The following is a 13,474-nucleotide window of genomic DNA, read 5'->3' on the forward strand; positions in this document are numbered from 1 at the left end:
TTAAGAAAGATTCCAGAAATCTTTTATTAAATCCAATAATAAATTAGGTCGTACTTTGTCCATAGGATGTTTTGTATCCGGGAGTACGGCCAATTTTGCGTTTGGAAGGTTTCTATAGACTTCCAGACTCTCTTCAATTGTTACCATATTATCTTTATCTCCTACCATGATTTGTATAGAAGTATTAATGGAAGCCAGATTATTTTTCAATGGTGGATTTTTTCCTAAATCAATCATTAAATAGGCAATGGCAGGAAGAAGCTGTTTCCATTTTAAACCATGCTGAGTTTCTAATGTTTTAGCATATTGTGGAACTTTTTCAAGAATGACTTCCGGATTCAGCATTTTGCTTTCCTTTAGGGCTTGTTCTTCCGTCCAGTCGAATTTGGTGCCCAATGTTATAATGGAATTTACCTTTTCTGGTTCTTTCATGGCATAACAAAGTGCAACATAACCACCCATACTATGTCCAAAAATGGATACATCCGTAAGGGTATTATTTTTACAATAGTCTGATAATTCCTGAGTATATTTTTCTATACTAATCCCATCCGTAGGAAGATCGTTATTGCCATGTCCCGAAAAAGAAAGCGTATGAATAGTAAAATATTGAGATAATTTTTCGGTGTAAGGATTAAATATATCGGGGTGACCTAAAGCTCCATGTAATAAGATCAGATTGGGCATACGTTGTGATTTTGTTTTTTTTAAAAATTAAGAAAAAGAATCGGATGATGAAAGGACGAAGATGGCAACCGAACAACAAACTTTAAACCTTGAACCTTAAACCTTAAACTTTTAAACCTTGAACCCTTTATAAATCCATAGCCATTACCAGTATACTCACTTTGTTATTTCCCGTTTTTAAAATTTCCCAGGCAATTGATGAGACCGTATTCCCAGTTGTGAAAACATCATCAATCAAAAGAATATGCTTTCCGCTAACGGATTTGTTGAGAGAGAATGTTTTGTCGGATTCAAGCCGGTGTTGTTTATCTTTTAAAGCCTGTGCTTTTGAGTAATTGTTTCTTTTAATTAATTCATGATCAAATGGGATTCCGTAATATGCTGACAGTGTTTCCGTAAATACATGAAGCTGGTTGTATCCTCTTTCTCTTAATTTCTTTGGATGCAATGGAACACTTACCATAAGATCAGGCTTTTGATCTTTAAAATCTAAACGGTCGGTAATCCATTCTGCAAGTACTCTTCCCGTTTTTTCTCTACCTCTGTATTTGAGCTCGTGAATAATTTTTCTGCTTAAACTTTCTTTCTCGAACTGTAGCAAAGCATAGGTATTCTCCACAGGAAAGGCTAATCTGCATTTTTCTTTAATAGGGTTATTAGTGAAATAATCGTAATGAGTAAAATGAATTTGACTAAAACACAGGTTACATACCAGTAAATCGGGTTCGATAATTTTGTTGCAGTGTAGGCAACGATTGGGAAAAAGCAAGTCTAGCATCATGGGTGTGTTTTTACTAAGGTATGAAATAGTTTTCAAACAATGCTGCTGATTATGACTCTTAGAGCCTGTGATTAAATTTTATTAAAAATTTATTTGAACCATTAAGATGAATTAAGTTATTGAGTTTAATTAAGAAAAAAATCAAAGATTTTTATAAGCAAAGTGTCTTAAAGCGGAGCTCAAGCTTAATATTCTAAAAACCTTAAAAATCTTAATGGTAAAATTTATTCGTAATAAAAAATGACAAATTGATTTATGAAATAAAATTCTTAAAATTTTAAAAAATGAATACTTGATTATCAATCCTTAGGTTTCTTCCAGCTTCATCGAATCTTTGGTTCGTGGTTAAAGGAATTTCCCACAGAATACACGAATTTCACAGATGTTTGTGAAAGTTTTTTCTCTTGCAGATTTTGCTGATTACGCAGATTTCATAGCCGGACTGAACTTTATAGTTTTTAAAACTTATGCATAGTAAAAACCTATAAGGTTTGATCCAATAGTTTCTCAAAAATCTGCTCAATCTGTGGTATCTGCGAGAATAATAGAAATCTTTGATTTCTTTAAGATTTTAGTATTCTTTTTAGTGCAAGGCCATTTGTAAAGAATGTGATCAAGATTTGAACGCTATAAAAAATCAAATTTAGAAATTTCAACAAGCTCTTAGTTTTGTATATTTTCACACTCTAATACTCTAATACTCTCATACTCTCATACTCAAACACTACTTCTCAAACTCCTTTCTGATCTTTTCGATGGAATTTTTCATACTGAGATTAAAATGTTCTTTTTCCAATCTTACAGGAGAGGCTTGTCTTACTTCGCAATCGGCAATACTACAAGATTCACAAGTAACCCCAACATTGATGGTTTCTAATGATGGTGATTTTATAAAACTGATTTTTTTGATGGTTTGTGTATTCAGCAATATTCCCAGACAATAACTTCTGTTGCTCCCGTCTGAAAAAGGGTTTTTTTGAGATGTTGAAATAACCAGATAGCTAATACCCTGATCTTTATAATGAGAAATCTGGGCATCGGTCAGGGTTTCATTTTCTTTTAAATAATGAAGGTTTTTAACAGCAATCCATCTTCGGCAATAATGTTCATTGGTAGCATTGGCGTGTGGAGCTTGTTGATGGTTGAGGTGAAGTTCTTTTAGAATCTGAATTTTATCCGAATTCTTCTTTTTAACCAGACATAAATAGAATAAATCTTTAATTCCCATTTCGGCAGAAAGGATGTTGGTCAGGCGATAATAAAAGGTCTCAGGAGAATGAGTGAAACTATCAATAAGATCCTCAAAGCTTTTGGGTTTCCATGTATTTTGAAGAAAAAAATCAGAGACCTTTTCAATGGCAGATTCTTTGGATATTAATAATGCTCCGGCAAAATAGGAAGCATAAAAATTATTCAGAATCTCTTCAAAACTTCCAAAATCCAGCCATGAATAAGTATTAGGGCGGATTTTCAGATCTAAGACATTAAATCCTATTTCTTTGGCTAAAATGAAAGTTTTCTGATCTTTTTCTAGTTTCTTATTCAGAAGTAATAATTTTTTCTCCGGAATAAAAAGCGAACGAAGATTGTCTAATGTTCCATACTTTTCAAAATCTTCGGATTGTATCTTGTAGGAGAATTTTTCTGCTAAAATATTGGCCAGGACATCGGATTTTAAATCCTTATTAATCTGAAGTTGGTTTTCATGGAGAAACTCCCTTACCTTTTCCTCTATTTCAGGAAAATAATTATCATATAATTCTTGAAAAGATCGTAAGACGGCAAAGTAAAACCTTTCTTTTCCAAGATTATAATTTTGAGAAATTTCTATCAAAGCATTAATGAAAGCAGTTACTTTTTTAGGAGCATCACTGATAATACTGATAAGGTTGTTTTTATTGATCCCAAATAATTCCAAAGGAACCTCTTTGAAAAAATCCGATTGTAGAATTTCGTTGAACGGAGCGAGACTTTTATCCAATTTTGTGGAAACAAGTTCATCAAAAGTACAACTCAGGGCTTCTGAAAGCTGGATGATTTTGTCGTGCTTTGGATATTTCTTGCCATTTTCAATTTCATTAAGATAAGATTTTGAAAGTCCGGTTTTTATGGCAAGGTCCTGTAAAGACCAATTTTTCTTTTGTCTCTGTTGTTTCAGTTTTAACCCGAAAACTGTTTTGATAAAGTCGCTTTCTGAATTCATTACTCAAATATAAATAATTAGATGCGATTATTCGCATAATAATTTTTTAATAAAATTAGCGAACGTTCGCTAATTGTGAAAATTTTTGTTTATGTTTGTAACATCAAATCACAAAATCAATATGTTATGGAAACTAAGACTCAATGGAAAATAAAAGCACAGAAGCAGTTTGAAGATGTTTTTACTCCTGATTTGACCGATTTTTTAGTTGCTCTTCATCAGAATTTTAATCGTAAAAGACTAGCGCTTTTAGAAGAGAGAAAAAAAACGCAACGGGAATTTGATCAGGGTATTCTTCCGAAGTTTTTACAAGAAACTGAAGAAGTGAGAAATGGAAATTGGGTCTGTGCTCCGTTACCCGAAGATTTATTAGACAGAAGGGTGGAAATTACAGGACCTGTTGATCGTAAAATGATCATCAATGCTTTGAATTCCGGTGCCAAAACATTTATGGCAGATTTCGAAGACAGCAGCTCGCCGACTTGGGAAAACTGTATAGATGGACAGATTAATCTTTCTGATGCAGTGAACAGAACCATTGATTTTGTTAATGAACAAGGAAAGACTTACCAGCTTAATGAAAAAACAGCTGTTTTATTAGTCCGTCCCCGTGGATTGCACCTTCAGGAAAAACATATTGAAATCGATGGAGAGGAAGCTTCCGGATCGTTAACAGATTTTGGAATTTATTTTTTCAGAAATGCAAAAAATCTTTTAGAAAAAGGTAGTGGTCCTTATTTCTATCTGCCGAAACTGGAACATTATAAAGAAGCTCGTTGGTGGAATGACGTTTTTGTTTTTGCTCAAAATTATCTGGGAATTTCTCAGGGAACCATCAAAGCGACTGTTTTAATAGAAACCATTACAGCATCATTTCAGATCGATGAAATTTTATATGAATTAAAAGACCATAGCTCAGGATTGAATTGTGGCAGATGGGACTATATTTTTTCCTATATCAAAAAATTCAGAAATCTGTCGGAATTTATTGTTCCGGATAGAGATCAGGTGACCATGACTTCTCCTTTTATGAGTGCTTATTCAAAAAGAGTAATTGAAGGCTGCCACAAAAGAAATGTTCATGCCATGGGAGGGATGGCCGCACAAATTCCGGTGAAAAATGATGATGAAGCCAATAATATAGCTTTCGAAAAAGTAAGAACAGATAAAGAAAGAGAAGTGAAAAATGGCCACGACGGAACTTGGGTAGCTCATCCTGCATTGGTGGCTGTAGCTAAGGATATTTTTGACGAGCATATGCTTTTGAAAAATCAGATTGACAAAAAATTTGAATACCATATCAAAGAAAGTGACCTGCTGGAAATTCCTAAAGGAGGAATTACGGAGAAAGGCATTAGAAAAAATATCAATGTAGGAATCCTTTATCTTGAAAGTTGGTTGATGGGAGTAGGAGCTGCAGCTATTTATAATTTGATGGAAGATGCCGCAACTGCGGAAATTTCAAGAACTCAGATTTGGCAATGGCTGAAAAATGAAGCGATTTTAAATGATGGCAGAACGTTAACCCGCAATATGGTTTTGCAGTGGGAAACTGAAGAAATGGACAATATTGAAAGCTATGTGGGGGAAGCACGTTTTAAAGCCGGGAAATTCAATTTGGCTAAAGAGCTTTTCAATGAATTAATTTTCTCAGAGAACTTTGAAGAATTTTTAACCTTAAAAGCATATCCTTTTATCTAATAAAAATGTTGGTAGCTGGTTTTATACCTGCTGGTTGAAAACCAGATCATCAATTAACAGTAATAGAATCAGCATCTGGCAACAAAATCACTTTCAAATCTAATTAAACAAAATCCAAATATTATGAAAACAAAGCAAGAACAAATCCAGGCTATAGAACAAGATTGGCTGACAAACCCACGTTGGAACGGAATAAAAAGACCATATACAGCTGAAGAAGTATTAAAACTTCGTGGTTCTTATACAATTGACTACACTATTGCTACAGAAATGTCTAAAAAATTCTGGAATAAATTGAATAACCAGGATTATGTAGCAGGACTTGGAGCTCTTACCGGCAATCAGGCTGTACAAGAAGTCGATGCAGGATTGGAAGCGATTTATCTTTCAGGCTGGCAAGTGGCAGCTGATGCCAACTTATCCGGAGAAATGTATCCTGATCAATCTTTGTATCCTGCGAATTCAGTGCCTTCTGTAGTGAAGAAAATTAATAATGCGTTGTTGAGAGCTGATCAGATCCAATCTGTAAACGGAACCGGAGATAAAGAATATCTTGTTCCTATCATCGCTGATGCAGAAGCAGGTTTTGGTGGAAACCTGAATGCTTTCGAACTGATGAAGCAAATGATTGAGGCTGGTGCAGCCGGTGTTCACTTTGAAGATCAGCTTTCTTCTGCGAAAAAATGCGGACACTTAGGAGGTAAAGTATTGGTTCCAACACAGGAAGCTGTCAATAAATTAATTGCAGCACGTCTGGCTGCGGATGTATTGGGGGTTCCTAGTCTTATTATTGCAAGGACGGATGCCGATGCAGCAGATTTATTAACATCAGATATTGATGATAGAGATAAAAAATTCGTGACGGGAGAAAGAACTTCCGAAGGGTTTTATGTTGTGAAGAATGGAGTAGAGCAAGGAATAGACAGAGGATTGTCCTATGCTCCTTATGCAGATTTAATCTGGATGGAAACTTCAAATCCTGATTTGGAACAAGCCAGAAAATTTGCTGAAGGAATTCATGCGAAATTTCCGGGAAAAATGTTGGCTTACAATTGTTCCCCTTCTTTCAACTGGGCGGCAAGGTTAAGTGTTGAAGAGATGTCTACTTTCCGTGAAGAACTGGCTAAAATGGGATATAAATTCCAGTTTATTACATTGGCAGGATTCCATGCTTTGAACACAGCAATGTTTGAATTGGCTTTAGCTTATAAGGAAAGAGGAATGGCAGGATATTCAGAATTACAGGAGCGTGAATTTGCTTTGCAGCAAAAAGGTTTCAGAGCCGTAAAACATCAGTCTTTTGTAGGAACAGGATATTTTGATGAAATACAGAATATTGTTACCAATGGCTCTTCAGCAACAGTAGCAATGAAAGACTCTACGGAAACTGCACAGTTTCATTAGTCATTTTTTTCCATATTTTTTGATGCATAACCTTCTCATTCTTGGGAAGGTTTTTTTGTTTACAATTTTATAATAAAACTTTTATGCAAAATAATATAAATTAATACGTAAATTGCCTGTACAGTATTCATGATTGTAACTGATAGAATATTAATAAAATATATTGTTTTATGAATGATAATCGCATGTAGATGGGACTATCAAATTCAATGAAGCCATATATTTTGGAGAAAAAACATTATCAAAATATACAATATGAATCGTGAAAATTTTAACATTTCTAAATTCTTACACGAAAATTTTAATTACCCGTTTCCAGTCTTAAAAAATCCTCATGCCGATCAATTACAAAAGATGACCGACCATGAATGGATTGATGGCAAATACTTTTGGATCTATGAGGATAATCCTGATCTGCGAAAAAAATATCAGAAAACCAAAACCTCTCATATTGCGGCTTACTTTTTCCCTACAGCATCCCCTGAACGATTTACGCCGATTTGTAGGCTTATGCTTTGGGCATTTTACAACGATGATCTTTATGAAGAAAGTGAATCTGACGATATTGAATATGTAAAAACACATACAGCAGGAATATTGAACGGTACCATTGAAGAATCTTTATCGATAATACCTTTAAGAGATATGCTGGATGCAACGCGACAAGAGCTTCAGAGATTTATTCCACCGAATTCTATCACACGGCTTTCCCAGATGGTTGAAAGATATTTTCAAGGATTAGAAAAAGAGTTAAGGTATAAGAAGATGAAAGAATATCCAACCCTGGAAGAATGTATTGCATTCAGGGAAAAAACGGTTTGTTTGTATCCCTTTTTGCAGCTCCTGGAGGTAGATTTGGAAGTGGTGTTTCCTTTAGCAATTCATAATGATCCTGTTATTCAGAGATTGCAGGCACTAATCTGTCGTATGAGTGCGTTTTTTAATGATGTACAATCAGTGATAAAAGATGAAGCAACGGAAAGTATTTATTATAATACAGTGAAAGTCATACAGAATGAGCACCAAATCTCATTGGAAGATGCATGTATAGAATGCCTGCGGCTACACAATGAAGATTTAGAAGAATTTTTAAAAATACGTGCCTCACTTCCTGATTTTGGCTTTTGGCATGATGCTGTTGTCAAATGGGTAGATTATATGAGTTTCATATTGAGTGGCTGGAAAGCAATCTCAGCCGGCCTGGATCGTTATAATACCACTGAATTTCCTTCGGCTTCAGAACTTCAGAAAAGATTAACCGAAATAAGATAATGGTAAGTTAGACAAAATTTATAAAAGCTGCTTTATTAAGTATAAAGCAGCTTTTTTGATCATGTATAATATCTGTTTAAAACCTCGAAAATACTGCAGGTACAGCTTTAGTAATCCTTATATTTGATTATCAATAGAAATAGATATGGATTTAATATATGAAAAGCAGATTAAGGTAACAAAAGAACATATTGATCAGAATAATCATGTTAATAATGTCCAGTATGTACATTGGGTAGAAGAGGTGGCAGCCGAACATTGGGATCTTTTAAAACAGAAAACAGAATATGTAAATGATGCCTGGATGCTTCTGGATCATCATATTCAATATAAAAAACAAGCTTATCTTAACGATATTATCACTGTAAAAACATATCCCCAATCTCCGGAAGGAGCCAGACAGCCAAGAAAAGTTGAATTTTATTGTAATGGACAATTGCTGGTAGATTCTAGTACACTTTGGGTTTTATTTGATCCTGAAACAAAGAAAATTAAACGATTGGAAAGGGATTGGCTTGAGAAATTGGTTTGAAAATGTAATATATAGAAACTCTCAAGTGTTTTTTAAGAAAGACATTAATATAATAGCCAATGAAACCAATAATTTTCGCGATAATATTTTTAAAATTTTCACTTGTAGGGTATGCCCAAACAGCAAACCAATCAAAAGCTATTGATAGCTATGTGAAAAAAGTTATCCAAATCAATGAAATTCCCGGCATGGCTGTTGGGATTGTGAAAAATAATAAAATTACTTTCCAAAAATACTATGGAAGAGAAACATTGGAAAGTGATCAAAAGGTAAATCCTAATACCATGTTCAGAATATATTCTACAACGAAACTCATGTCTAATGTAGGATTGTTTAAACTCATTGAAGAAGGGAAAATTTCATTGGAGGATAAAATTTCGAAACATCTTGATCATTTGCCGAAAGAATGGGAAAAAGTTCAGGTGAAAAATCTTTTGTCACATTCTTCAGGATTGCCCAATTGGATTATTTATGAAGATATCCCGGTAAATGCAACAAATGATGAAGTGGTTCAAAGATTGTCAAAAGAAAAAATGGAATTTGAGACGGGTAGCGAGTATAGATATAATCAGACAAATTATCTGTTGATAAGCATGATCATCGAGAAATTGACAAGTGAAAAATTTGAAGACTATATTTTAAAAAATCAGTTTTCAGATGCTAAAAATCAAGTAGTCTTTTCATCTAATTCTATTGAGGAGATCCCAAACAGAGTGGTAAAGTATATCTACAACAAGAAGACCAATCAATATGATAAATCTACATTTGTGGAAGGTAGAAAATCTCACTCAGCTAATGGTCTGGCTATTACATTACCTGCTTTTTTACAATGGAGTATTCATCTTAGTCAGTATGACTTTCTAAAGCCTGAAACGCAACAGCTGATGTGGAAACCGTTTGAATATAAAAATAAGAATATCGTCTTCACCCATGGCTGGGATATGAAAAATTTTAATAATATAAAGTCATATTCTTTTTCTGGTGGTAACGTAAGTGCATACCGTATTTTTCCGGACAATAATATGGCTATTATTGTGATGTATAATGGATATAAAGAGTTTCCGGTTTTCTTTCCAATGATTAATCAGATTGCCGGTATCATGGATAAGAATTTGCTGAATCCTTATATGGTGGCAGAAGAATACATCATGTCTGAAAAATTTGTCCATCCTAATCTTAAAAAGGAAATATATGGTTACCGTTTAGAAAATGACAACGTAATCTTTTCCTATCAATATCCGGAGAACTTAAGTACTGAGTTTGTGAACAGTATTTCAGTGGCCGGTTCGTTTAATAACTGGAATACTAATGATCAGGTATACCAAATGAGTTTCAAGAAAAAGAATACTTATGAATTGGTGGTGCCAAAATCTCAGTTTGAAAAGGGAAAAACTTATGATTTTAAGTTTGTAATGAACAAAAATGGATGGCTAACCGTGCCTTATAATGCATCCAATGTGGATGGATCGCGGGATAATAATCTTACATTGAAGATCGATTAAAGATCCGTACAAAAATATAAAATGCCTCAGAAAGTAACTTAACTTCCTGAGGCATTTTATTTCTTGCTCTTTTTATCTTAACTTTGAACATTAATTTTACAGTTTTTCATAGGTTGGCAGATGTTTTGCCGCCTCTTTGTTGTTTTTATAGTTTTTTAAATTGTAAAACAAAGAAAACCAGTAATTAAAATTGATTCGTTTATTATGATACGTATTACAAAAATTTTTACATTCGAAACTGCCCACGTGCTCTACAACTACGATGGGAAATGTAAAAATATGCATGGACATTCCTATAAACTGTTTGTTACAGTGAAAGGAAAACCAATTAATGATATGGAAAACCCTAAAAATGGGATGGTAGTGGATTTTGGAGATATTAAAAGTATCGTAAAATCCGAAATTGTAGATGTATGGGATCATGCAGTTCTTGTTAATGCTTTATCTCCGCATAAAGAATTAGGAGATGATCTTGAGCAGAAAGGTCATAAAGTAATTTATTGCAGTTTCCAGCCGACATGCGAAAATATGTTATATGCCATTGCTGCCAAAATAAAATCAAGACTTCCGGAAGGAATCTCTCTGGCTTATCTTAAACTTCATGAGACGGAAAATTCTTATGGAGAATGGTTTGCAGAAGACAATCAATAATTTTTATCCCACAAAACTCAGACGGTGTTAAAAACTACAATTAATTTAGAACCCGGAAAAAAAGTATACTTTGCTTCAGATCAGCATTTCGGTGCTCCTACGCCTAAAGAAAGTAAGGTACGGGAAGAGAAGTTTATACGTTGGATGGATGAAATCAAGGAAGATGCCCAGGTTTTATTTTTAATGGGTGACCTTTTTGACTTCTGGCATGAATGGAAACATGTCGTTCCCAAAGGATATATTCGTGTTCTTGGAAAAATTGCTGAGTTGAAAGACAGAGGTATTCATATTTATTTCTTTGTGGGAAATCATGATTTGTGGATGAAAGATTATCTGGAAGAAGAAATCGGATGTACTGTTTTTTATCAGAAACAGTATTTTGAAATGGGTGGAAAACAATTTTTATTAGCACATGGTGATGGGCTGGGTCCTGGTGATAAAGGATATAAAAGAATGAAAAAATTGTTTACCAATCCGGTAGCACAATGGTTTTTCAAGTGGCTTCATCCGGATATTGCGATGAAAATTGCATTATACCTTTCGCAAAAAAATAAAATGATTTCCGGAGAAGAAGACAAAGAGTTTTTAGGTGAAGACAAAGAATTCCTGATTATTTATTCCAAAGAAAAATTGAAAACAGAAAAGATTGATTATTTTGTTTATGGCCACCGTCACCTTCCAATGGTGTTGGATCTTGAACAAAATTCGAAATACATCAACCTTGGTGATTGGATTTCTTATTATACCTACGGGGTTTTTGAAAAAGACTTTGAGCTGAAGGTTTTTGAAAAATAAAAGCAAAAAAAATTACCTCTAAAAAGAGGCAATTCTCGAATAGGCCGAAACCTATTCTTGTTTTTAATCCATATTCCGATTAAATAATTGCAAGAATGTTACCAAAGTGTAGCTTTGATGTAAAAAAATTATTAAATAAAAATATTTTTCTGGTTAATTGCTTTGTAATAAAGAGATAAGAAAGATAAAAAAGTTTTATAAAATTGAAAAATATATTCAACATACAAACAGAGCAGGACTTCCTGAATGCATCATTGGAAACTTTTCGTTATCAATATGAAAATGTTGAGATATATAGGAAGTTTGTTGATTTTTTGAACATCAATCCTGATGAGATTGATCGCTTGGACAAAATCCCTTTTCTACCTATAGAAATGTTTAAAAATCATAAAATTCTGGATAATAATGTATCTGCTGATTTGTACTTTCAGAGTTCCGGAACCACACAGATGAATCTTTCAAAGCATTTTATTGCCGATCAGAATTTATACGAAGAAAGCATTTATAAAAGTTTTGAACAATTTATCGGAGAACCCGAGGATTTTATTTTTCTGGGATTGCTTCCAAGTTATCTGGAAAGACAGAATTCATCATTGATCTATATGGTAGATTATTTGATGAAAAAATCTGCTAAGCCGGAAAATGGATACTTTCTGTATAATCATGCCGATCTTTTCCAACTTTTAAATCAATTGGAAGATCAAAAAGTTATTCTTTTCGGAGTATCCTTTGCGTTATTAGACTTTTTGGATTTTTGTCACTCTGAAAAAAACAAAGAATCTCTAAAATTTCTGAAAAACTTAGTTGTAATCGAAACCGGTGGAATGAAAGGCCGTAAAGAGGAAATGACAAAAGATGAACTTTTGAAAATCTTACAGGATGGCTTTAAAACCGATAAAATTTATTCCGAATATTCAATGACGGAATTGCTGTCACAAGCATACTCGCTTGGTAATAATGAATATGAATGTCCCAATTGGATGAGGATCATGGTTAGAAATGCAGAGGATCCGTTCTCTTATGAAAAAGAGGGTAGAACAGGGGCTATCAATATCATTGACCTGGCCAATACTCATTCTTGTTCCTTCATAGCAACCCAGGATTTGGGGAAAATGATCGGAGAAAAATTTCAGGTATTGGGAAGAATAGACCATTCTGATATCAGAGGCTGTAGTTTGCTGGTAAGCTAAGCGAAATGCAGGTTAAAATTCCAGGTCCAAGGTTCCAGGTTTAAAGTTTAAAGTTCAAGGTTTAGGGGTTGCAGTGGTGTCTCAGATCTAAATTGTATGACTAGCAATTATATTCAACAATGATTAAAATAGAAGAACTTGTTCATGCCTATATCCATTCTCATTGCGATTTTGAAAAAGAAATTGTTTTAACCAATTATTTTCAGGCGGATTGGGAAGCGGATATACTAATCATTGATGCTCAGGGGTACAGTCATGAAATTGAAATTAAGTTTTCAAAAAGTGACTTTAAGAATGATTTTAAAAAATCTTACCTCAATAAAGAATCCGGTGAAAAATTTCTGAAACACGATAAAATTTCGTGTGGAGACTATGTTTGTAATGCTTTTAGTTTTTTGCTTCCGATGGGAATGGTAGAGGCATCTCAGATTCCTGAACATTGTGGAATTATTGAATTTTATCATAATGTAGATACCTGGGAAACCGAATTCTATCTGATTCGCCCTCCCAAACAGCTCCACGGAGATTCTTATTGGAAACTGAACGATAAAGATATGTTTATCCGAAAAATGGCTTTGAATCTGCTTCAACGTAAAATGGAAGTCAAGGGAAAACATGAAGAACTTATTTTTAAAAATCCTTTTGATATTAAAAAGATAAAATAACAAATCATTTGTCACTGCTGAAGAGAGTAAATGTTTACATTTGGAAAAATAAAAAAATCCTGTCGACTGACAGGATTTTATGGTTAAGTAT

The 13,474-nt window shown here is 33.8% G+C and carries 12 protein-coding genes; 9 read left to right on the plus strand and 3 right to left on the minus strand.

All coding sequences use genetic code 11. The annotated features are described in order from the left end of the window. From CW752_RS09725 to CW752_RS09735, 3 genes are all read right to left on the minus strand, one after another. Positions 1-687 carry an alpha/beta fold hydrolase gene (locus CW752_RS09725; RefSeq protein WP_101239519.1) on the minus strand — a complete coding sequence of 229 codons (687 nt, stop codon included), beginning with the start codon at positions 685-687 and terminating at the stop codon, positions 1-3. Positions 688-814: 127 nt separating this feature from the next. Further along, positions 815-1,468, minus strand: a complete 654-nt coding sequence (locus CW752_RS09730; RefSeq protein ID WP_101239520.1) for a ComF family protein — start codon at positions 1,466-1,468, stop codon at positions 815-817. Positions 1,469-2,192: 724 nt separating this feature from the next. Beyond that, positions 2,193-3,671 carry a helix-turn-helix domain-containing protein gene (locus CW752_RS09735; protein ID WP_101239521.1) on the minus strand — a complete coding sequence of 493 codons (1,479 nt, stop codon included), beginning with the start codon at positions 3,669-3,671 and terminating at the stop codon, positions 2,193-2,195. A gap of 126 nt (positions 3,672-3,797) precedes the next feature. Here CW752_RS09735 and aceB point away from each other — a divergent pair, with 126 nt between their 5' ends. The 9 genes from aceB to CW752_RS09780 all read left to right on the plus strand — a co-directional run bounded on the left by aceB (position 3,798) and on the right by CW752_RS09780 (position 13,383). Further along, a complete protein-coding gene (gene aceB / locus CW752_RS09740) occupies positions 3,798-5,372 on the plus strand; it encodes a malate synthase A (RefSeq protein WP_101239522.1) in 1,575 nt (524 codons plus the stop codon). Between the two features lie 123 nt (positions 5,373-5,495). Then, entirely contained in the window at positions 5,496-6,776 is a 1,281-nt protein-coding gene (aceA, locus tag CW752_RS09745; protein WP_101239523.1) for an isocitrate lyase, read from the plus strand. Between the two features lie 255 nt (positions 6,777-7,031). Then, a complete protein-coding gene (locus CW752_RS09750; protein ID WP_101239524.1) occupies positions 7,032-8,048 on the plus strand; it encodes a terpene synthase family protein in 1,017 nt (338 codons plus the stop codon). 145 nt (positions 8,049-8,193) lie between these two features. Continuing rightward, complete coding sequence (locus tag CW752_RS09755) at positions 8,194-8,580, plus strand: acyl-CoA thioesterase (protein ID WP_101239525.1); 387 nt, start codon at positions 8,194-8,196, stop codon at positions 8,578-8,580. A 59-nt stretch (positions 8,581-8,639) separates the two neighbouring features. Then, the gene (locus CW752_RS09760) at positions 8,640-10,082 is read left to right on the plus strand and encodes a serine hydrolase (RefSeq protein WP_101239526.1); all 1,443 of its coding nucleotides are present in this window, start codon (positions 8,640-8,642) and stop codon (positions 10,080-10,082) included. Positions 10,083-10,286: 204 nt separating this feature from the next. Then, on the plus strand, positions 10,287-10,733 hold the full coding sequence (locus CW752_RS09765) for a 6-pyruvoyl trahydropterin synthase family protein (protein ID WP_101239527.1): 447 nt from the start codon (positions 10,287-10,289) through the stop codon (positions 10,731-10,733). A 24-nt stretch (positions 10,734-10,757) separates the two neighbouring features. Further along, complete coding sequence (locus CW752_RS09770) at positions 10,758-11,528, plus strand: UDP-2,3-diacylglucosamine diphosphatase (RefSeq protein ID WP_101239528.1); 771 nt, start codon at positions 10,758-10,760, stop codon at positions 11,526-11,528. 203 nt (positions 11,529-11,731) lie between these two features. Then, positions 11,732-12,718 carry an acyl transferase gene (locus CW752_RS09775; RefSeq protein WP_101239529.1) on the plus strand — a complete coding sequence of 329 codons (987 nt, stop codon included), beginning with the start codon at positions 11,732-11,734 and terminating at the stop codon, positions 12,716-12,718. Positions 12,719-12,837: 119 nt separating this feature from the next. Then, positions 12,838-13,383, plus strand: a complete 546-nt coding sequence (locus tag CW752_RS09780) for a hypothetical protein (RefSeq protein ID WP_101239530.1) — start codon at positions 12,838-12,840, stop codon at positions 13,381-13,383. Positions 13,384-13,474: the final 91 nt, after the last annotated feature.

The sequence above is a fragment of the Chryseobacterium sp. PMSZPI genome (assembly GCF_002835665.1).
Taxonomy (GTDB): Bacteria; Bacteroidota; Bacteroidia; order Flavobacteriales; family Weeksellaceae; genus Chryseobacterium.

Excerpts from the sequence above, each read along its gene's own strand:
- CW752_RS09725 (WP_101239519.1), bottom strand. The coding sequence starts at position 687 with ATGCCCAATCTGATCTTATTACATGGAGCTTTAGGTCACCCCGATATA.
- CW752_RS09730 (WP_101239520.1), bottom strand. The coding sequence starts at position 1,468 with ATGATGCTAGACTTGCTTTTTCCCAATCGTTGCCTACACTGCAACAAA.
- CW752_RS09735 (WP_101239521.1), bottom strand. The coding sequence starts at position 3,671 with ATGAATTCAGAAAGCGACTTTATCAAAACAGTTTTCGGGTTAAAACTG.
- aceB (WP_101239522.1), top strand. The coding sequence starts at position 3,798 with ATGGAAACTAAGACTCAATGGAAAATAAAAGCACAGAAGCAGTTTGAA.
- aceA (WP_101239523.1), top strand. The coding sequence starts at position 5,496 with ATGAAAACAAAGCAAGAACAAATCCAGGCTATAGAACAAGATTGGCTG.
- CW752_RS09750 (WP_101239524.1), top strand. The coding sequence starts at position 7,032 with ATGAATCGTGAAAATTTTAACATTTCTAAATTCTTACACGAAAATTTT.
- CW752_RS09755 (WP_101239525.1), top strand. The coding sequence starts at position 8,194 with ATGGATTTAATATATGAAAAGCAGATTAAGGTAACAAAAGAACATATT.
- CW752_RS09760 (WP_101239526.1), top strand. The coding sequence starts at position 8,640 with ATGAAACCAATAATTTTCGCGATAATATTTTTAAAATTTTCACTTGTA.
- CW752_RS09765 (WP_101239527.1), top strand. The coding sequence starts at position 10,287 with ATGATACGTATTACAAAAATTTTTACATTCGAAACTGCCCACGTGCTC.
- CW752_RS09780 (WP_101239530.1), top strand. The coding sequence starts at position 12,838 with ATGATTAAAATAGAAGAACTTGTTCATGCCTATATCCATTCTCATTGC.